This window comes from Spirosoma sp. KCTC 42546, assembly GCF_006965485.1.
In the GTDB taxonomy this organism is placed as follows: Bacteria; Bacteroidota; Bacteroidia; order Cytophagales; family Spirosomataceae; genus Spirosoma.
Genome location: NZ_CP041360.1, coordinates 2423147 through 2444061, shown reverse-complemented (window position 1 = coordinate 2444061; position 20915 = coordinate 2423147). Strand labels below are relative to the sequence as shown.

Here is a 20915-nt window from a genome sequence, read left to right as displayed (position 1 = left end):
CGTTATGGGTGAGCTTTACCATTCGTAACCTACTCAACATTGCTTACATCTATGGAGGCAACCAATACGCAAACGAAAAACTGGCGGCAGGAGTCTAGTGAAAACTCATTAGCCGATGTACATAGCTCTGTTCACGTACCCGTAGGAGCGGGTTTTTTCAAAACATTGCGGGCTTACGCAGGTCCCGGTCTGATGGTCGCTGTGGGGTATATGGACCCTGGCAACTGGGCTACCGATATTGCAGGGGGCGCACGATATGGTTATAAACTATTATCGGTTGTACTGATTTCCAACCTGTTTGCCATCCTGCTTCAGCACTTAGCCTTAAAATTAGGAATTGCTACCGGCCGAGACCTTGCTCAGGCTTGTCGTGACCACTTCAGCCGCCCGGTTGGGTTTGGCTTATGGGCACTGGCAGAAATTGCCATAGCCGCCTGTGATCTGGCTGAAGTTATTGGTTCAGCCATAGCCTTAAACCTGCTGTTTGGTCTGCCATTGACCATTGGCGTTCTCATTACATCGCTGGATGTCCTATTACTACTGTACTTGCAGAACAAGGGGTTTCAGGTACTCGAACGCATTGTGGCCAGTCTGATCTTCCTGATCATTGGTTGTTTCGGGTATGAATTGCTGGTTTCGCAGCCCAATGTAGGCGATGTTATTTCGGGCCTGGTGCCGCATACGGATGTCATAACGAATCCGGGCATGCTTTACATTGCCATCGGGATTTTGGGCGCTACGGTTATGCCCCACAACCTGTATCTGCACTCCAGCATTGTACAAACCCGCGATTTTGGGCGTAATGATGTGGGGCGAAAGTCGGCGATTAAATTCGCGACTATCGACTCCACCGTCTCACTGTTTCTGGCGTTTTTCATCAATGCCGCTATCCTGATTTTGTCGGCGGCAGCGTTCCATTTTTCGGGTAATCAGCAAGTTGCGGACATTACGGACGCGCATCGGCTCCTCGACCCAATTCTGGGGGTTAAGCTGGCGGGTATTCTGTTTGCAGTTGCCTTATTAGCCTCGGGTCAAAACTCTACGCTGACAGGTACGCTGGCGGGCCAGATCGTGATGGAAGGTTTTCTGAATTTACGAGTAAAGCCCTGGGTACGTCGGTTAATTACGCGCCTGGTTGCTATTGTCCCTGCTTTCGTAGTCACGATTCTATATGGCGAACACGGCACCAGTGAATTGCTGGTGTTTAGTCAGGTTATCCTATCGCTCCAACTCAGCTTTGCCGTTGTACCCCTGGTGCAGTTCACGAGCGATAAAGCGAAGATGGGTCGGTTCGTCAATCCGGTTTGGCTAAAGACGTTGTCGTGGGCGGTGGCCGCCCTAATTATGGGACTCAATGGGTATTTGCTTTGGGATACGATTGGTTAGCACCCCTTTGGTATCTTATAGTCCAGTTTATAGATCCGGTGCTGATTTTCCTGATCCCCAAACGTCGTCACAGAAACATAGAGCATACTTGACGGATTGTGTGAGGAATTAAGCAAGCGTACTTCATGCTTTGTTCCATCAAACTCAATAACTCGCGCCCAGGTTTTGCCCGCGGCTTTCGTACACATCAGCAAACTTTTGGCATCTCCTGACAGGCAGCTATAGGAGGCAGCCCAAATCTCATGACCAGTCAGTGATTGCCGGGCAACCATGTTCATGACTGGACTTCGGCGGTAAGGATCAGGTAATACCAGTTTTTTAAATTGTTTACCGTCGGAGGTTCTGACAATAAAATTGGTTCCGCCTAAATAATCACTCCCAAATAGAACCGTCTCGTTTGTTTCAGCCATCGACGTGTATCCGCCTGTCTGGTGATGGTATTTATTGATGAGCTGCCATCCATGCTGTTGCTTTTTTGCCTGCTTATCAAAGTGAGTCAAGGTTTCGTTCTTCCACATCTGCTTTTTATTATCACCATCGGTCAGTAACACTGCCTTTAATCGGGTGCAATATTTAACCAGATGGATATGTTTATTTACGCCTTGCTGCTTCAGAAAATCAGATACGTCCCAGGTAATGCCACCATCGGACGAGTAATAAAGGAAGGCTAGATTTTGCCAAGACTTTCCATGCCAGAGCGAACCATACTCGCCAATCATTAGCGTATGATCCGGCAGCTCGGTCATTCCGTTATTGAACAAGAAATAACTGATGGGTGTAGAGAGTTGAAGAACAGCGGTAAACGAATTACCCTCATCATCACTTCGATAAATAGTGCCATTAGAACAGACAAATAATACGCCTTGCTGACTGCAAAACAAAGACGTGATTGGCTGTGCAAACACATGAACAAGCACAGCCGACTGGCTTTCGTCTTTACTACAATACAGACCATTTAAATGCGAATAGCGGCATCCCCAAAGTGCTCCGTCAGCTACCTGAAAACAATACTTCCAATCAATGGCAACGGGTTGTAAACACAGTCCCTCTTTCGCGAAAAAGGACGTAAGAATAGGATTTTCATCCAGGCAATTTGCTTCATCTACCAATGACAAATAGTGGTCAGACGAGAATCTAACATACTGATTGGCAAACTTATAGAACCGAACCCGGTGACTGATTTCCCACAATACGAAAGATAGCAATTCTCGTAATTTACCAACCCGATGAATATCCAGTAAAAACCGCCAGAGATATTTTAATACATATGGATTGGGGCGACTGAATTGCGCGAAATATTTTGACGAAATATCCATGATAGGTGTAGAATTAAATGGTGTGGATTTTTGATTGCTAATCCCGATACGCCCTGTCATTAACTGGTTTACTTTAGGCTTTTTATTGTCAGGACAGTGATGACAGGGCGTATCGGCTACTATTAACTAGTACTCCCGTTTGGGAATATAAGTCCGGTTACCATTGCTGTTCTGGTAGTATTGCCCACCTCGAGGGCCTGTTTGTATAACCTGTCCCTGACCATAGTTGTAGGCCTCATTCGAGTAATCCCTTGCTCTTGTTCCCAAGCTTCCAGTTAGTGGATTTGTATTTCCGCTAGTGCTCCAGTTATCTGTGTTTGTATTGTTTGATTTCGTATGAAAGCTTGGTTCAACATACGTCCCGTTCCGTACGTAACTACTCTGATAGTCTATACTTGGATTTGTTGTACCATAGCTGGGTGAGCAGTAGCTGTTACCATACATTTGACGATTGGAGTTGTAGCGCATATCAGGTGTACCATCTTTTTTATACTGAGCTATGGCAAATGAATGAGCAAGCATTAACATCGACAGTAGAAACAAATTTTTCATTGTAATCAGGAATTTAAACGTTGCCTACTCTATTGGCTTTTCGGCTACCGCCACCTGAGTTTTTAGGACTTCGGTGTTGAAACCCGCTGAGTTAGTTTGTACCCCAACTTCGGCAGTCTATAGCGCTAAGCACAAAAAGGTGAGTCATGTTAGGTAGAAAAAACTCAAATAATTTTCTTGACTTACCTTTTCAGTATATCTCCTATTCACCAATAATTGGCTGTTAACTAGATACTATGCTATCGGGGTTTATCTTCGTCCATTCGACCACCTTATGGCAACCCGACCACTACCTATTTACGCAACAGATCAGGATTTTTACGATGCCTTACGTCGGCGCGATGAGCGGGCGTATCAGTATGTATACGCAGAATTATTTCCTTCCTTCCGCTACTGGGTGCTGACCAACAGTGGCACAGAGATGGACGCTGAAGACGCTTTCCAAAAGGGACTGCTCAATTTCCTGCTCAATATCGAGACCGGCAAATACCAGTTTCAGGCGGGCACCCGTGTCACTACGGTTGTCTTTGAGTATTGCAAGTGGGTGTGGCTGACCGAATTAAAATCGGCCCGGTTCCGGAATCGGGCCACCATGCCTGAATCATTCGACGCGATTGATACAGCCGATGTCATGAAGGATTTAGAACGAATGGAGATTGTGAACGCGGTTCGACAGTCGTTACAGCAGCTTAAAGATGAATGCCGAAAGCTACTTGAGTGGTTTTATGTGGAAGAACTATCCTTGCGGGAAATTGCCGAGCGACTTGGCATGAAAGAGTCCTCGGTTAAATCGAAACGATACGACTGTGCCGAAAAACTGAAAGGGTTTTATCAGAAAACGGCTAATAAGAACGGATTATGAACTTATCTGAAGAACAATACGAGGTTATTGAAGCCTACCTCACCAACGAACTATCGGCAGCAGACCGGGCTTTGTTCGAGAGCGATATGCTGGCCGATGCCGAACTTCAGGCGGAAGTTAACCGCCAGCGCGACATCCGGCTGGGGCTCCGGGCATTGGGCATCGAACGAGCACTGGAACGGGCGAAATTGCAGTACAAAGCAACGATAGCCACGCCTGAAGCAACGCCTGACTCAAAAACCGCTGTTCGGCCGTTGATCAGCTGGCGTTATTGGGCTGCGGCAGCTTCGGTCATTTTAGTGCTGGGCCTGGGTTATTATACCTACCAGCAAACCACCAGTCGGCAAACTGATGTTGCCTACGCCGAAACTTTTTCGCCCGACTCGTCGGATGAGTTGGTCAAAGATTTTCCATCCGGCACGTTTTCACCCGATGCCCGAACCCAGTTGCTGGATGCGCTGGCTACGTATAAATCAGGGAAGTACGACCAGGTTATTGCCCAACTAAGCACCCTGCCTGCCGACAAAAAGTCAATTCACTACAAAAATTATTTTCTGGGCTTAAGCTATCTGGCCAACAAGCAACCCAAGGAAGCAATCCCGTTATTGAACAAAGCGTTAAGCGCTCCATCCGCAAAAATCCGGCAAAAATCCGAGTGGTTTCTGGCCTTGGCTTATGTGAAGAACGGGCAAAAAGAAAAGGCCCTGCCGATACTGAAAACCATCAGTACCGACAAGGCCAATCCATTCCAATCGCTGGCAAAACAGGTAGTAAAAAAAATAGAGTAACCCGGGTTTATTGGTTAAACAACGTTTGAACTTCAGCAGCCGTTATCGCACGTTTATAAATCCGGATATCGTCCATAGCGCCATTAAAATACCAGGGAAGCGATTGGTATTGCGCCCCAAATTTCAACTCGCCACCTGGGCACGAATCCATTTTATCGGCAGGCAGATTATCCGTTTTGAATACCAGCACGTTGTTAAAATACATTCGGGCCGACCGGCCGCTGTAGGTAAATACAAGATGATACCAGGTGTTCAATGTAACGGGGCTGGTAAATATTAAATCCTGCCATCCTACACCACCCTGACAATTACTATTTTGCTTAATATCCGTTATAAACGTAAGACCAGGACCTATATCATTCTCTAGTTTTATCAACGAGCTATACGTTTGCGGCAAGCCATCGCTGAAACGTGCCTTGTTATAAATCTGCATCCGCCCAGTGGCGGCAACAGGTTTTATCCATAAGCTAATTGAAAGGGCTTCAGGATTTAATGTATTATTATCATCCATATAGAAGTAATCACCCGACCCATTTAACGAAATCGCCGAGTTAGCCCTGCCTTTATGATCAGTTACGAAAGTAGGCGCACCAACCAATTTGACGTGATTGCTATTCCCGCTGGCATCCAGCAATGACCGATCGGTAAATGACACGGAGGCAACTAAATCCTGTGTAACTGCGTCTATCTGGGTTGTGAACGTCATCACATCACCATAAATAACATCGCCAGAAGCAGTCATGGCATACGGGCGGTAGTAATACGTTTTGTTCGGAGTCAGGTCGTTCAGGTTAACCACAACATTCGCATTGGGAGCCGGGCTGGTCACTTTTACCGTCGATGAATTTTTAACATCAGGCGTACTATTGCTCGACGAATAGCAGATTCCATACTCCACAGCGGCTGGACTACCGGGGCTCGTCACAACAAAATTGACCGAAGCCGTTGTCGTCCCAATTGAAGCCGTGCCATTAACGATAACAGCGGGGTTTTGTCCAGTCCGAAATGTTTGCACATCACTATAGCCTGGCGTTGATACCGATGAGTTAACGGCAAAACTACGCACGTAATAAAGCGTGTTCGGCAGGAGAGCCGTTAGCGAAAATGGTGCTGAGCTATTAATAGGCAAAGCCGTCGTTTGGTCAACTACATTATCCTTGTTGATGTCCGGTACAGTATTGGTTGCCGAGTAACAGATTCCGTAGCGGGTAATGGTTGAATTACCTGTCGATGTGATCGTCATTCGCACCGCTGCTGATGTCGTCAATATATCGGTCGGGGGCTGCATGGTTACGGTTGGCAAACTGGCATTACTTACCGAAATCACCTGCTGAAGCACGGTTTCCTGATTACACGAATTTGTCAACGTTGCTTTGGTCGTGTAGGTACCCGAGGTTGGGTAGGTGTAGCTAACTGTCATACCGGTGGTAGCCGTAGTGCTGCCATTACCAAAATCCCAGTTTACCTTATCGATGGTTCCAGTGCTGCCGCTGATTGAAAAATCGACCTTCAGTTGTTGGCTTTGCGCAACAAGCGTACCCGCTGGTTTCACGCATTCCCGTTGTGATTTACGCGTGGGAATCTCCCAGTTACCGCAACTCAACAAGAGCGCTCCGCTGCTCATCATCAGGAGGCAAAAACTTATATAACCAACCAGGGCTTTTTTATAAAATGGTTTGATGTGGGGTCGGTTTTGAGAAACCGACTCAGTATGTACAAATGAGGTTTTGAGAAACCTCGCAGCGTCAGATGTAAGCATCTGACACCACAAAAAGGCCGGACTTATTTTATGAAAAAGCGCTATATAACCAGGTAAACGTTTCATTATCAAGAGAATTAAAGAGTAGGTGGATAGAGAAATCAAAAGGTATAGCTAATAGCCAGTCCCCACGATTGTGAGGACGGTTTCCAGTTCAGCGCATTGATGCGCGGCTTTGGTTTGCGAACCAGCAGGTAGATTTCGGCAATGGTGGCTACGGCTGCAACACCGAGGCAGGCTTTGAACAAGCCATTTTTTTGCTGGGCCGCCTGAGCTGCTTTATAGGCATCATCGTATTGCCGGTAGGTATCTGGATTCGCAATGACGCCACTGCCCGTTGGATCGGCAGTTTGACTAATCTGATTCAGCGCATCCATTTTCGACTGGTAGTCATGCCGTAAGAGGACGGCATAAGCCCCGGCTCCTACCGCAACTACGCCCGCAGCTACTTTTAGCCCAATGAGCTTAGGCGGACGTTGAATGATCGCAATCTGCTTCATTTTTTCTTCGCAGTTCCGAATCTGTAACATCAGTGTTGTCTGCTTCGTGGTATACTTAAGGGCCTCTATATAGCGCGCTTTGGCCTCAGCATATTTTTGTTGATCGTATAACTGATTGCCCTCTCGCTCGTAATAATCAGCCAACTGCGCCTTTGTCAGCGCATCATCGGGATTGAGATTCAGGAGTTGACCAAAGAAACGGATAGATTCCAGTCCTTTACCCTGCTGCATGGCTTCATCGGCCTGTTGCCGCAACTTTAAGCCCAATGTGCATTCCTGAATCTGTTCTTTCGCATACGCATCGTTTTCAAAACCGGGGACTTCGAGGCAGTTCTGATACTGTCGGCGGGCTTCGAAGTATTTACCTTCCTTAAAAAAATCATCCCCTCGCTTTTTGTACCGATCATATTCATCATCGACAACGGCGGTTGTTGTGGCAGATCGACCCATTGCCGGTAAAGCAGGCGACCAGATAAAGGATAGCAGTAGGACAAGAATAAACTGATTGGGTAATTTACGCATACCGTTGAGTTAGTGGTTTTGGCATTGTTTAATTTTACGGCGAACCTCCTCTGTATCTTTTAGTGACTGTGCCACCTGATACCAGGCGCTGGCCCCCTCAAACTCATCCGTAGCAAAGATTTTATTGGCTTTGTTCAGGTAGATCGTGTAGGCGCCATCTGCTTTAGTCGTACTCAAGTCCTGATCTTTTGCCAGTTCCTGGGCCTTTGTAAAGGAAGCTATTGCTTTCGCTTTATTATTGCCATTGGAAATAGCTTTAACACCCTCCTCAATCAACTGATCATACGCATCCTGCTTCTCTTTCAGACGATTTTCGTTGGTTTCTTCTACAGATTCGACAGGTTTTATCTTGTCTGTTTCAGGCGTTACAAGCGCCATTTTTGGCTGATCAGAGCTAACGGGCTGTTCTTCGGCGAGTACTTTTTTTTGCAGTTTCCGCTTGTCCAACGCGTCTTGGGACTCATCCGGAACTGACTTTAGGGCCGTAGATTCGCTAGTGCTGGGAAGTGACGGTTTCAGGCTACCCACAGGAGATTCAACTCTCACCCCTGGGATGCTATCCTGCTTCTGGCCTGATTTCTGGGTAGCTCCTCCCAAATTAATATACCAGATAAAGCCCCCTACGACGATTGCTACGGGGACAACTACCTTCCAGGGAAAATTTTGAACAGGGGTTGTACCAACCGGTTGTAGAATTGTCGGCTTGGGTAAGATTTCGCTTTGTATGGGTAGGCTAACTACTCGATTGACAGGAACAGCCGGACTAAGAAGCGCTGAAGTTTCATAAACATCTGTTCGTTCTTCCTCATAAACATCGGTCAGCTCCGACTCAACAACCAGCGGTTTTGGCCGAAGTTGCTCAATGCACAAAGCTAACCCCCTAATGGCCACTTCGTTCGTTGGGCTGAGCCGAAGCACTTGTTCATACTGACTTTTGGCCTGCTCAAAATGCTGCTGTTCCCGTAAACTGTCGGCATCGTTCAGCAGCATAGTCAGGTGTTGCTGCTGAAGTGCTTTCGTACATTGGTCCAGTTTAGTCTGGGCCTCGGTATGCTGTTCTCGCTTAGCCAGCACCTGCTCAAATAGGTCGATCGCCTGCTCATAATCACCCTGCTTGAGTAGTGTATTGGCCTGCGTCATCAACTGCGGAATCTGGTCCAGCAAATCCAGCAATTCATCTTCTTTCCGAACCCGCTCGTGGATGTCGCGGACCAGACATCGGCGAATCATAGCCCTATACGGTTCGGCAACCTGACTCAAGCGAGCCGGTAGTTCGACGGTTATAATTTTCTTCTCAACCTCCCGTCGCACCGACTGCTCGCTGCTGTTTCGTAAGTCGGCCCGGAACGGCTTTTCGCCCGTCATCATTTCGTAGAGAATGACGCCAAACGCCCATAAATCGAGGTTGAAACTAACTCGACTCCCTTCAATTTGTTCGGGCGCTTTGTAGGATGGCGTACCCCGGCCGTCGCTCAGATCGAAATCAGAACTGTCAAGTTCGTCATCGCTCACTAATTTACTCAGGCCAAAATCTGCAATCTTTGGAATAAACCGCCCAGCATTATCGCGGGAGATCAGGATATTGGCAGGCTTAAAATCGCGGTGAACAATTCGATGGCGGTGCAAGTGCTGGAGGCCCAGTAAGATGCCCCGCGTAATATCATAAATCTGCGTGGGTGTCAGCGCTACGCGCCGAAGCAGGTCAGCCAGGTTGCCATCCGGGTAGTATTTCATGATGGCGAAATCACTAATACTCGTATCGGTTTCCAGCCGATGGCAGGCATCGTAGCGGGCAATATTTGCCTGCCGGGGCACCCGTTGTGCCAGTTCAACTTCGGCTTTTAGCGACTTGGTATCGCTGCCCTTAAACTCGCTGATTTTTATTGCAACCCACTCCGTTTCGAGCTGATCTTCAACCTTTATAACCCGGCCGTATGTACCAACGCCTAACAGAGTGCCCTCATCGTTCGGGCGAATCGGATAGCGTTTTTTAAAGTCAAGAAACGAAGTAAACGTCTGGTTCATAATAGCGGGTTAGGTAGCGTGGATAGCTTAATCAAAGATACGCTAAAGGCAGATTATCGGAAAATCGACCATAAAAAACCGGCGTCTGTTTGCCTCGCGTTCGCTGTTTAACCAGCGGAGCTACGTATCGATGTAACTCTCGAATCGTAACAATTCCATTCCCGTCGAGATCACCTTGCCCCGTCAACCCTCTGAGCAGAAAATACGTAAAGGCCCCTCCTGCTAAGCGTCGATCTTCAATGGCATACTGAGTCGATCGACTGGCCAGTAGCATCGCCACGTTGCTTCCGTCACGTACCTGTTTCGTTAGGGCCCGTTGGCTGGCCTGCTGTCGGGTTATTCCTCCCGATAGACAGGCATCGGCGATGCATAATTTTGTGATCGCGTCAGAATCATGAAAAGCCGCTTTAATGGCGGCATAGGTTAACAGGTTGTCAGGCTTGCCTGGTCGGGCATCGTAGGGAACAAAACTATCGGGCAAGCCATGACCTGAAAAGTACAGGATAATCCGATCGTTTGGCCCCGCCTGTCGAAAGAGCATTAATGCCTGTTGAATGGCAGTTTGTGTAGCCTGCCGATTGGTCAGAAGCCGAATGTGCGAGGCAGGTACATTACCACCAGCTTTACTCTGCAAAAAAGCAACAACCTGCCGGGCATCCCGGTCGGCAAATCGTAAATCGCCGGTTGAATAGGAAAGAGCCTGATAATCGGCAATGCCTACCACAACCGCATAGGTTTGCCCACTTACCGGCAATGGCCAATATCCCAATACCATTCCTATATTAATCAGCAATAGAGTCAGCATCGTGTTAAAAGGCATTGACTGACCGAACGGGTTCGGTTTGTGTTACGTGGCTGATGCCAATTAAATAGCCCGAGTAGTTATCTTTTGTCCCCCCATCGCACAAGGCTTGTAACGATCCTATTTTAGCCTGATCGGGCATATCTCCAGCCAGCAGGGTGCTCAGTACATAGTCGTCTATTTTTTCCAGCACGCCATCGGTACACATAAAAAAGTAATCGCCTGCTCGAACGTCGGTCAGAACCGTAATGTCCGGCGTCGGCGGGTTCATCGGTCCATTTTTATCGGCAGCGCTAACGACCACGGCCCGGCTCAACCGATTCCGCCAGGGGTGGGTCAGTGCCTGAGCAGCGGTAATAATTCCGGACTCAACCATGTCGTTTACCTGCCGATGATCCTGCGTCTGAAAAATGATCTTACCCTCTCGTAGCTGATACACCCGACTATCGCCAATATGGGCTACAGTAGCACCGCGCTTATGAAATTGCAGTAGCGCCAGTGTTGAGCCCATCCGGCTAACAAGTGGCTGTTGGTTCAGATAGGTATAGTATGCCTGATAAGCCAGATCAAGCGCAGCCTGTATATGGACACTATCGAAAATCGGGCAATCCATCGACGTCGCATAACGTACTATCGAATCGCAGAGCAACTGGCTGGCCACCTCTCCCTTATCGGCACCGCCCATGCCGTCGCAAACAATGAAAAGCTGCGTGTCCTCGGTAGCCGTACGCCTAGCTGGATACAACGTATCCTGATTGATAGTCCGTTGACCGATATGCGAAAAAGCAATGGGCAATGATGGATGAATCTGCATCGTTTACTGAGTACGATCGGGGTTAAAACCTAGCTCTATTTTATACGTATCAAGCATAGCGGGTGGTATTGGAAAGTGGGTTAAGCGAAAGCGATCTACGCCACCCAGGGTAATAATGCCGCCATTATCTACGTCGATAAGTTCGTTTTTTTGCAGCGGTATCCCATTCAGAAGCGTACCATTCAGGCTATAGTGGTGGGTATGAGTTGTGTCATCAATAGCACCGTCCTGAAGTTGATAGCGCAGTTGACCTGTCCATTTGTCAAACGTAATAGTCAATGTACAGTGCCGACGGCTAATGAAACACCGACCTTCATGAACAAAACGGGTCACCCGAACCGTACACGTCTCGGAGGTACCGATGACATTGCGTCCAAACTGGAGTGAGTAGCTAGATTCAGCATTCCCAAGATAAGTTAACTGCCCAAACTCGGGTAGCCCCTGAACGATAGACTCGTCGTAATGAACTAGCTTTTGTAATTCATTAATGGCTCCACATCCAACATGTGAACACATAATTGACCCTCGTTCGGCGTCGGCAGCACGAACCAGAATACGTCGTCCACACTGCCGACAGTTAATTAGCGTTGTTTTAAATCCACTCATGCACCTTATTCATCCATATCCTGTACGTCACCATCATTAACATACGTATCATCAGCTTCGTATAAATCAGCCGAATTGCCCGTGTGGTCATGCGCCAGTTCAGGCGCGGTGTCTTCGACAGGTGCGGCTGGCAGCCCTGTAGAAGCCTCTGCTTCCAGGATTGAATCCACAATTTCTTTCGACATACTAGCTTCCAGCCCCTGATTAAACTGATTGTTGCTCAGCATAATGGACTCATCCATTCGTTCCATTTCCACCAATTCACCCGTAAGCGAATCGTACCGCAGGAGCGTATCCAGGCCATCATCGCCACGGGCATCGACTACCCGGTACGTATAGCCATCTGTTCCTTCCAGAACTAAGGTGTCGATAATGCCATCCTGATCAAAATCAAGACCCATTACGCGTTGCCCATTTAGGTAACCTTCAATAATTGTGGGGTCAGGAGAGGCTTCCGGTTGTGAGGGAATGCCAGTTGCATGGGCTATAGGCTGTTCGTAGGGTTTTACGGGCAGGTGCTCCCCGGTAATCATTTCCGTAAACTCCTGCCGTTGCACCAGCGAAAGACTCCCCCACTCCTCTTTCTCGAATGTATTGTACCAGTGACCATGCCAGCTAAATACGCCCCCAACTCCTACTTCTGCGCGGGCGGTTTCAAATGCCTGCGCAAACGACATGTCATCGGTTGTTTTTCCGGCTACGTCAACGTCCTCGGGCAACGGTACGGTAGTTTGCCCGCTTGTTGGGTCCGAGGCCGGGTCCGCGGGAGTTGCCTTTCGTTCTGCAATCTTATGGCTAATAGCCCAGGCCGACCCTCCCAATAACAAGGTAGCGGCCGAAATACCCAGCATTTTTTTGGTATTCAGTCCTGATTTGGTGGGGATAGAAGCGGAAGAAGCCATACTGTATGAATCGGTTTGTAAATCGGTTTGATCGGAAGGTGTCGACATGGCTGCGAATAGACTATAGCGTGCGGTTCTATTTTCAGTTAATAGATACTGACCGCAAAAGGTGAGTGATAAATGGAAAGTATTTTTTAATGCACCCAAATAGCCTGACAACGTCGGCAAGTCTTTTGCTGGGCAAGCAGTTCCCATTCGCGGGTACCAAATGGATCGCGGCAGGTTGGGTTGGGGCAACGATACCGCTCACGATACTCTTTATCAATGAGTTCTAATTTCTCATCCGTCGACAACAGCGTAGAACACAAGGTAGGAATTAATACACTCAGCCCTGCACCTGACATGATATGAAGCAATGGCAAAGCAGCCCCCCCTGTCGACAACACAGCACTTACGCTCACGATGGATGAAACAATAACGCTCCCCGTCCGAATCATTTTCTCCCGGTTCCGGCAATCCCGACGCAGTTTCGGGTACTGTTCATATACCTGTTTCAGATCGGCAAAGGATCGTGTAAAGTCCAGAGGATTTTGTTCTGGTTTAGAAAAAGTATTACTAACTACTTCCGCGGGCAAACCGGAAGTTGCTGGCTTTGCGGGTTCACTATCCAACAGGGCAATTAGTTGACTAACCGTAAACTCACTGTCAGCAAGTCGGAGCGTGTCCTGCTTATCAACAACTTTACGGGTAATGCGTATGCCATTGACAAACGAGCCATTCTTACTATCAAGATCTTCAAAAATGAAGCTATCAGGCGTACACTGAATCAGGCGGGCATGTTGTCCACTTACTTTTCCATTAGCAATAACGATGGCATTCGTCAGCGCCCGACCAATGGTATACATGTGCAAATGGCTTAACTCATCAATCAGTTGTTCATACTGACCGTTGTTTGCAGCTGTTGATTGAAGAGACATGGTGTGTAAGACATATTCGTTGAGCAATTTACAAAGGATACGCACCCGTTGATTTTTTTTCAAAAAACTGAAAATAAATTTATCTACGCAAAAAGACTGCGCAGATGGGGTAAACCTTTGTATCGTCAAGTTCATAAAACAAACATCGACGATCATGAAATTCAACATCTTCAACCGCGCCAATCCCAATGACATCAAAAGCGTCAACTATGAAGGCGCTAAAGCGTTTACCCTAACAACCGAAATGGAGTTGTACGCTGCCGTGGTAACGACGATGTTGAACGACTCCACGTATGAGAAAGCCGATCAGCGAGTACAGCGGATTCAGGCATTGGTGGCTCAGGCAAATCCGGTGTTCGTAGCAAAACTGGCGGTTTATGTCCGGGAACAACTATATCTACGGTCAACACCAATTATGTTGCTGGGTGAGTTGGCAAAAGTGCACAATGGCGATGATTTAGTGGGAAAGGCCGTTGGTCGGGCCGTTCAGCGTCCGGATGAAATTACGGAATTACTGGCTTACTATCAGCTAACAAACCAGCGTACCGGAACAAAAAAACTCAACCGCATTTCGAAACAGATGCAGAAAGGACTGGCCGTGGCGTTCAACAAATTCGATGAATATCAATTTGCCAAATACGAGCGAACTACGGCAGTAAAGCTTCGGGATGCGCTGTTTCTGGTTCACCCGAAAGCAAAGGCAGAAATTCAGCAAGCTGTTTTCGATAAAATCGCAGCGGGAACCTTGACGACGCCCTACACCTGGGAAACTGAGCTAAGTGCGCTGGGTCAAACCAAATTTGCTTCGGAAGCGGAGAAAGTAGCCTCCGTTCGGTCAAAATGGGAAGAACTGATTGCCAGTGGGCAGTTGGGATACATGGCCACGTTGCGCAACCTCCGCAACATGCTCGAAGCAGGCATCAGCGGGGCGCATGTTGAAACGGTTTGCGCGTTGTTAGCCAGCGAAAAAGCCGTTCGGAATGCCAAGCAGTTACCTTTTCGGTTTCTGTCGGCTTATCGCGAGTTGAAGGCGTTACCACTTGGCCATGTACCCATCGTACTCGAAGCCATCGAAGATGCGATCTATGCCAGCGTAGCCAACCTACGTGGTTTCGACTATCAGACCAGCGTAGTTGTGGCCTGTGATGTATCGAGTTCAATGCAGAAGGCAATTTCGCCAAAAAGTAAAGTGTTATTATATGATATCGGCTTGTTATTGGGGATGCTGTTGCAGGCAAAGTGCCGGAACGTGCTAAGTGGCATGTTTGGTGACCGATGGAAACCCATTGCTCTACCTACGCAGCAGGTACTGGCCAACGTGGACGAATTTTACCGGCGCGAAGGAGAAGTAGGTTATTCGACCAACGGTTATCTGGTGCTCGAAGACCTCATTCAACAACGGTACAAGGCAGATAAAGTAATGGTATTCACCGATGTGCAATTGTGGGACAGTAAAACCGCTAACAAAAGCCAAACCAATACGTTATCGGCAAAATGGGCAGCATACAAACGTATGTTCCCCAATGCCCGATTGTATTTGTTCGATCTGGCGGGCTATGGTAACGCACCCCTACGAGTAGAAAAGAACGATGTTTATTTGATTGCCGGATGGTCGGACAAAGTGTTCGATGTGTTGCAGGCACTCGAAGAAGGTCAAACGGCGCTAAGCACAATTGAACAGATTGCGCTTTGATAGACTAAACAGGATGTCGTAGGAGTGGGTTACTTCGCACCATGAAGGGGAGGAATCATGTGGCTTCCAACGTGGAGTGAGATGGTCCAGTTCGACTCTGGCAAGCAATGCCCCATTTCCCGTTCCGCTTGTTACTCCTGTTTTTTACCAATTATACAGGTGCCGTAGACTAGGGTTACTTCGTCAGTCGCCGGTTCGATCCCGGCCATTGGGTAGTGTGTACCCAATGTAGCTCAGTTGGTTAGAGCAACCCACGTACCTTATCAATAGTTGCCCTGTATTCATTTTAGTCAACTTACAGAAATTTCCAGACCAAAACATGCTTTTTTGATCATTATGCAGGTGCCGTAGAATAGAGTTACTTCGTTCGATTGGTTAAAAGCCCTCAAGGGTAGTCTGGGTTCGAATCCCAGGCATTTTCTCTGTTCACCAATTGCCCTGCATATAATTTAACAAGTGCCGTAGACTAGAGTTACTTCGACTGATAACCGGGCGGACGCCGGTTCGAATCCGGCCATTGGGGCTTTTCCCAATGTAGCTCAGAGGTAGAGCACCACGTACTCTTATCGCTTGTCGCCTTGCTATTTTTTAGTTGAAACCTCCAGAAGCTGCGTCCTGAATGGATGCAGCTTCTGGCATTTTTATATCTTGGTTTATTGCTGAAAAAGAGATGGTCCACTGAATGAGCGGACCATCTGCAAAACCCACCTAATTAAACAAAACCCGGCCAATTGGAGAGTGGCCTCTATATATACGGTAGCCAGAACGATCTGGTTTTCTGCCCGTGCATTCACTCCTTTCTGCCAGCAAGCAGTTTGCTATGATTTTAGCGAATAGGCAACTTTCGATTAAACCACGATTAACGAAGCCAAACATAGGTTATCTTTGCCCGGTTTTTACCCGCTCGTACACAAGAAGGCGCAAGCCTAGTATATGGAAGACAAAAAGCATTTAGATACTGTGACAGCCGCTGGCTTGCTGGTGGCAATGGGTATCATTTACGGCGATATTGGTACGTCGCCCCTGTACACACTCCGGGCTATTGTTGGGCCAAACAATCCGATTCGAGCGGATGTAGTCCGGGGAGCACTTTCCTGTGTACTATGGACGCTCACCCTGCAAACGACCGTTAAATACGTTATCCTGATCCTGCGGGCCGATAACCGGGGAGAAGGGGGAATTTTCGCTCTGTATGCGCTGGTTCGCCGACACGCTCGCTGGTTAACGCTACCGGCTATTATTGGTGGGTCGGCCTTGCTGGCCGATGGGATTATTACCCCGCCCATTTCGGTATCCTCGGCAGTTGAAGGACTTAGGTTATTATACCCCGCCATCACCCACATCCAGATCATTGAAATTGTCATTGCGATTCTAACCATCCTGTTCCTGATTCAGGCGTTCGGGACAAGTGTGGTTGGTACTGCCTTCGGACCAATTATGTTCGTTTGGTTTGTGATGCTGGGTGTGCTGGGTGTTACTCAGATTGCGCAGGCTCCGGGAATTCTGGCGGCCATTAACCCCTATTATGCCTGGTGGTTATTGTCTGAATATCCAGGCGGTTTCTGGCTATTGGGTTCAGTATTTCTTTGCACAACCGGGGCCGAAGCGTTGTATTCGGACATGGGCCACTGCGGCCGGGCCAATATTCGGGTTAGCTGGGTATTTGTCAAATCCTGTTTGGTTCTCAACTACTTTGGGCAAGGTGCCTGGTTGTTAAGCATTGAAGGACAAACTCTTAAAGAACGTATCCCGTTTTATGAGGTTATGCCACCCTGGTTCCTGACCATTGGTATCAGTATTGCCACAGCCGCTACTGTTATTGCCAGCCAGGCCCTGATCAGTGGTTCATTTACGCTCATTAGTGAAGCCATCCGGCTTAATTTCTGGCCGAAAGTTCGGTTGCGTTACCCGAGTGTTCAGAAAGGTCAGTTGTACGTTCCGAGTGTTAATTTCCTGCTTTGGGCAGGCTGCGTGGGCGTAGTCCTTTACTTCCGGGAATCATCGAATATGGAAGCCGCGTATGGTCTGGCCATTACGCTGACCATGCTGATGACCACCCTACTGATGTCATACTACCTCTATACGCACAAGTATCAGGCATGGTGGGTAGTCCTGTTCCTGACGGTTTATCTGGGTATCGAGGGCTCTTTTCTGGTCGCGAACCTGATCAAGTTTCCACACGGTGGCTGGGTATCGGTGTTAATCGGCGCAACCATTGCCGGGGTCATGTACATCTGGCTACAGGCGTTCCAGATCAAACTTCGCTTAACGGAATACGTCCGAATCGACCAGTACACACAAGCCATTAAAGAACTCAGCCGCGACATTAGTATTCCGAAATACGCGACTCACATTGTCTTTATGAGCAATGCGGCCCGGCAGTCGGAAATAGAGTCGAAGATCATTTACTCCATCTTCCAGAAACGTCCAAAACGTGCGGATATTTATTGGTTCGTTCACGTCGATACAACCGATGATCCGTATACGATGGAGTATAAAGTGAACACCATTGCGCCTGACGATGCCTATAAAGTGACCTTTAAATTAGGGTTCCGCGTCGAGCAACGGATCAACCTGTTCTTCCGAAAGGTAATTGAGGACATGGTAAAAAATAAAGAAGTGGATATTACGAGCCGTTACGAATCACTTAGCCGTCAGAACGTTATCGGCGATTTCCGCTTCGTGGTGCTGGAGAAATTCCTGTCGTTCGAGAATGAATTGCCTACTCGTGAGCGGATCATCATGAATATCTACTTCAGCATCAAAAGCTTCACCACGCCCGAAGACCGCTGGTTTGGCTTAGATAGCAGCTCGGTTAAAATTGAAAAAGTCCCGCTGGTTATCCGTCCAGTAGAAAACGTCCAACTAAAACGCATCACATCTTAATTGTGAATGAGCGATTGAGTGAATGAGTGAATAGCTGATGCAAGTGCTATTCACTCAATCGCTCATTCACTCATTCACTCATTCAATATATGAAACTTCTCATCACCGGCGGAGCCGGATTTGTTGGCTCATCGCTGGCCATTTCATTAAAACAGAACTATCCTCAGTATCAGATCTTTGCACTCGATAATCTCAAACGGCGTGGATCGGAACTGAGTCTGGCCCGGTTAAAAGCGGCAGGTATCGAGTTTTTACACGGCGACATTCGGAACAAAGAAGATTTCGACGCACTCCCAGCCGTCGATACCGTAATCGAAGCCTCCGCCGAACCGTCGGTACTGGCCGGTCTGGATGGTACGCCCGACTACCTCATCAATACCAACCTATTTGGCACCGTTAACTGTCTGAATTATGCCCTCAAGCATAAAGCTAATTTCATTTTCCTGTCGACAAGCCGTGTTTATCCGATTAAGACTATCGAAACCCTCAATTTCGAAGAGGCCGATACGCGCTTTGTGTTGACCGACAACCAACCCGTTCCGGGCGTATCGTCGAAAGGTATTGCCGAAGATTTTCCCCTCACGGGTGCCCGGTCGCTTTACGGCACTACGAAACTGGCGTCGGAGTTACTGATTCAGGAATACAATGAATTTTACGGACTGAAAACGGTGATCAACCGTTGCGGGGTGATTACCGGACCCTGGCAGATGGGGAAGGTGGATCAGGGGGTTATGGTGCTCTGGATTGCCAAACACTATTTTGAGCAGAAGCTCGCCTACATTGGCTACGGCGGCACAGGCAAACAAACCCGCGACATGCTTCATATTGCCGACCTGTATAGACTGATTGACTGGGAATTACACAACCTCGACAAAGTAAACGGTGAGATTCTGAACGCGGGTGGTGGTGTCGAAAGCAGCGCGTCGTTGCAGGAATTGACTCAGATTTGCCAGGAAATAACGGGCAAAACTATCCCCATCACGCAAGTTGCCGAAAACCGAGCCGCCGATATCCGACTGTACATCACCGATAACACCAACGTAACAAACCTCACCGGCTGGAAACCCCAACTCGGCATCCGTGAGATTGTGAGCGATATTCATGACTGGCTCAACGAAAATCGGGCCGCTCTGGAGCCGATTCTGACGTAACTGGCTACTTCTGTTGGCAGCAACGTAGTGACCCAACTTCTATTAGAGTTGGGGCGTTTTTTATTGACCATTAATCCCGCCAGCCTTCGGGCTTATAAGGAGTTTTCGTATCGCTGGGTGCACAAATGGCTGTTGGTGGACGTGAAGGTGCGCTAAGGAGCTGAAGCTGGGGCACTTCTGGAAAAGTAGGCTCGGGTATAGGCAGTCGTAGATTAAGCGCGTAAAATAGCTCAGCACCTGGCAGACCGGAGTAACCACCTGGAGCAGTCCCACCCAAGGATACGCCATACGCATCTTTACGATCCAGCCAGTAACGAAACGTGGCCACCGATGTAGCTGCGAAATAGCCAACGACCGCTTCTCGATTATTCGCTACATTATGCACATTACCCGCCAGAGCCGACGGAGGAGAATCGGCTAATCCGCCCGTATTCTGGGTCTGTTGTTGAAATAGTTGAAAATACCGGTAGGCATCAGGTGTCAGTGAACTTTGTCGAATTTCTACCAAACCTGGATTACGGTCGTAAAAAGGGATTTGGGCTATATTTCGGTTTACGATCAATCCTCCATTTGTAAACTGATCGCTGAAGAGGTTAAAGTTGTGGCTGTAAATGATCTCCCAACACTTAGTCCGGCAATTATAATCGTATTTGTATTCAGGGACTGGGTTTCTTAGCGAGTATGGCGGGGGTGTCAGTTCATAGTAACAGTCTTCCAGCAGTTTCTTGTTGCCGGATGTATAGATGTAATAGTTCCCTGCTGGCGGAGGGTTTTCCATTAACTGGGTCGTAATATCGCCAAAAATGGCGTAAACACCTTGGTAGCAAGTTTTACACCACTCCTGTCTTTCGTAGAGCTTCCAGTCCCAGCGGTAATAATTTCGAGTTTCGGCAGGGTCACGGGTATCTATAAATAGGTCATGACCAGCGGTATAAAATCCAGCTAAAGCGGGGAAAATACTTTTGGGATTAAACTGAGATGTCACCTTATCAATGGGTGGCACAGCCTGAATAACCTGCTGACTTGATACATATTGGGCGCCATCACTAAGGGTAAACCGGAGTTGATAGGCATGACCGATCTGGCCTTTAAAATCGCTGGGCAGTTGATAAGTGCCGTCCACGGTTTCATGGCAGGGGATGACCTGCGCCGAATCGACCACCACTTCGACCGTCGCTTTAGTGATGGGCCGGGTACCAAATCGGCCGGTGAGGGGGTCCGATTTGGAGCGGTTAAGCCGAATGATCTGTTCTTCAGCCAGGTTCGTTATGGCCCCATCTACCACAATAATATCCACCGTACCCCGCAGTATCAGGTCTTCAGGATCGACGCAGGAAACCAGAGCGCTAACGAACAGTAGCCAGACCAGCAGTCGGGAAAACAGACGAATTGATAAAGAGGTGTGAATCATAGTACATGTGTTAAAGGCATTCA

Annotated in this window: 17 protein-coding genes; 6 read left to right on the top strand and 11 right to left on the bottom strand. The window is 48.1% G+C overall.

All coding sequences use genetic code 11. From position 1 onward, the window contains the following. The first annotated feature begins 51 nt into the window (after positions 1 to 51). Positions 52 to 1386 carry an Nramp family divalent metal transporter gene (locus EXU85_RS09830; RefSeq protein WP_142771913.1) on the top strand — a complete coding sequence of 445 codons (1335 nt, stop codon included), beginning with the start codon at positions 52 to 54 and terminating at the stop codon, positions 1384 to 1386. Here the strand turns inward: EXU85_RS09830 and EXU85_RS09825 are convergent. Together EXU85_RS09825 and EXU85_RS09820 are read right to left on the bottom strand one after the other, a co-directional pair. Then, positions 1383 to 2702 carry an exo-alpha-sialidase gene (locus tag EXU85_RS09825; RefSeq protein ID WP_142771912.1) on the bottom strand — a complete coding sequence of 440 codons (1320 nt, stop codon included), beginning with the start codon at positions 2700 to 2702 and terminating at the stop codon, positions 1383 to 1385. The two genes, EXU85_RS09830 and EXU85_RS09825, sit on opposite strands and share 4 nt — an antisense overlap. Positions 2703 to 2828: 126 nt before the next feature. Continuing rightward, complete coding sequence (locus tag EXU85_RS09820; RefSeq protein ID WP_142771911.1) at positions 2829 to 3254, bottom strand: hypothetical protein; 426 nt, start codon at positions 3252 to 3254, stop codon at positions 2829 to 2831. A gap of 274 nt (positions 3255 to 3528) precedes the next feature. Here EXU85_RS09820 and EXU85_RS09815 point away from each other — a divergent pair, with 274 nt between their 5' ends. Together EXU85_RS09815 and EXU85_RS09810 are read left to right on the top strand one after the other, a co-directional pair. After that, a complete protein-coding gene (locus tag EXU85_RS09815) occupies positions 3529 to 4116 on the top strand; it encodes an RNA polymerase sigma factor (RefSeq protein ID WP_142771910.1) in 588 nt (195 codons plus the stop codon). Beyond that, positions 4113 to 4904, top strand: coding sequence for a hypothetical protein (locus EXU85_RS09810; RefSeq protein ID WP_142771909.1), 792 nt, complete (start codon positions 4113 to 4115; stop codon positions 4902 to 4904). The genes EXU85_RS09815 and EXU85_RS09810 overlap by 4 nt, the downstream gene beginning before the upstream one ends. Positions 4905 to 4911: 7 nt before the next feature. Here the strand turns inward: EXU85_RS09810 and EXU85_RS09805 are convergent, their stop codons facing one another. From EXU85_RS09805 to EXU85_RS09770, 8 genes are all read right to left on the bottom strand, one after another. After that, entirely contained in the window at positions 4912 to 6729 is a 1818-nt protein-coding gene (locus tag EXU85_RS09805; protein ID WP_246859490.1) for a LamG-like jellyroll fold domain-containing protein, read from the bottom strand. Positions 6730 to 6764: 35 nt separating this feature from the next. Beyond that, positions 6765 to 7685 (bottom strand): lipopolysaccharide assembly protein LapB, encoded by a 921-nt coding sequence (locus EXU85_RS09800; RefSeq protein WP_142771908.1) that lies wholly within the window; start codon positions 7683 to 7685, stop codon positions 6765 to 6767. 9 nt (positions 7686 to 7694) lie between these two features. Further along, complete coding sequence (locus EXU85_RS09795; RefSeq protein WP_142771907.1) at positions 7695 to 9710, bottom strand: serine/threonine-protein kinase; 2016 nt, start codon at positions 9708 to 9710, stop codon at positions 7695 to 7697. 31 nt (positions 9711 to 9741) lie between these two features. Further along, the gene (locus EXU85_RS09790; protein WP_246859488.1) at positions 9742 to 10530 is read right to left on the bottom strand and encodes a caspase family protein; all 789 of its coding nucleotides are present in this window, start codon (positions 10528 to 10530) and stop codon (positions 9742 to 9744) included. Further along, positions 10520 to 11326 carry a PP2C family serine/threonine-protein phosphatase gene (locus tag EXU85_RS09785; RefSeq protein ID WP_142771906.1) on the bottom strand — a complete coding sequence of 269 codons (807 nt, stop codon included), beginning with the start codon at positions 11324 to 11326 and terminating at the stop codon, positions 10520 to 10522. The genes EXU85_RS09790 and EXU85_RS09785 overlap by 11 nt, the downstream gene beginning before the upstream one ends. A gap of 3 nt (positions 11327 to 11329) precedes the next feature. After that, on the bottom strand, positions 11330 to 11932 hold the full coding sequence (locus EXU85_RS09780) for an FHA domain-containing protein (protein ID WP_142771905.1): 603 nt from the start codon (positions 11930 to 11932) through the stop codon (positions 11330 to 11332). A 5-nt stretch (positions 11933 to 11937) separates the two neighbouring features. Beyond that, positions 11938 to 12882, bottom strand: coding sequence for a hypothetical protein (locus tag EXU85_RS09775; protein WP_142771904.1), 945 nt, complete (start codon positions 12880 to 12882; stop codon positions 11938 to 11940). 86 nt (positions 12883 to 12968) lie between these two features. Continuing rightward, positions 12969 to 13751 (bottom strand): FHA domain-containing protein, encoded by a 783-nt coding sequence (locus tag EXU85_RS09770; RefSeq protein ID WP_142771903.1) that lies wholly within the window; start codon positions 13749 to 13751, stop codon positions 12969 to 12971. Between the two features lie 154 nt (positions 13752 to 13905). Between EXU85_RS09770 and EXU85_RS09765 the strand changes: the two genes are divergently transcribed. From EXU85_RS09765 to EXU85_RS09755, 3 genes are all read left to right on the top strand, one after another. Further along, complete coding sequence (locus tag EXU85_RS09765; protein WP_142771902.1) at positions 13906 to 15444, top strand: TROVE domain-containing protein; 1539 nt, start codon at positions 13906 to 13908, stop codon at positions 15442 to 15444. A 933-nt stretch (positions 15445 to 16377) separates the two neighbouring features. Beyond that, positions 16378 to 18330 carry a KUP/HAK/KT family potassium transporter gene (locus EXU85_RS09760; RefSeq protein WP_142771901.1) on the top strand — a complete coding sequence of 651 codons (1953 nt, stop codon included), beginning with the start codon at positions 16378 to 16380 and terminating at the stop codon, positions 18328 to 18330. 89 nt (positions 18331 to 18419) lie between these two features. Then, complete coding sequence (locus EXU85_RS09755; protein ID WP_142771900.1) at positions 18420 to 19481, top strand: NAD-dependent epimerase/dehydratase family protein; 1062 nt, start codon at positions 18420 to 18422, stop codon at positions 19479 to 19481. A 70-nt stretch (positions 19482 to 19551) separates the two neighbouring features. On the opposite strand, the gene EXU85_RS09750 is transcribed toward EXU85_RS09755, so the two are convergent. Next, positions 19552 to 20892: a DUF4249 domain-containing protein gene (locus tag EXU85_RS09750; RefSeq protein WP_142771899.1), complete on the bottom strand. Its 1341-nt coding sequence runs from the start codon at positions 20890 to 20892 to the stop codon at positions 19552 to 19554. Positions 20893 to 20915 lie beyond the last annotated feature (23 nt).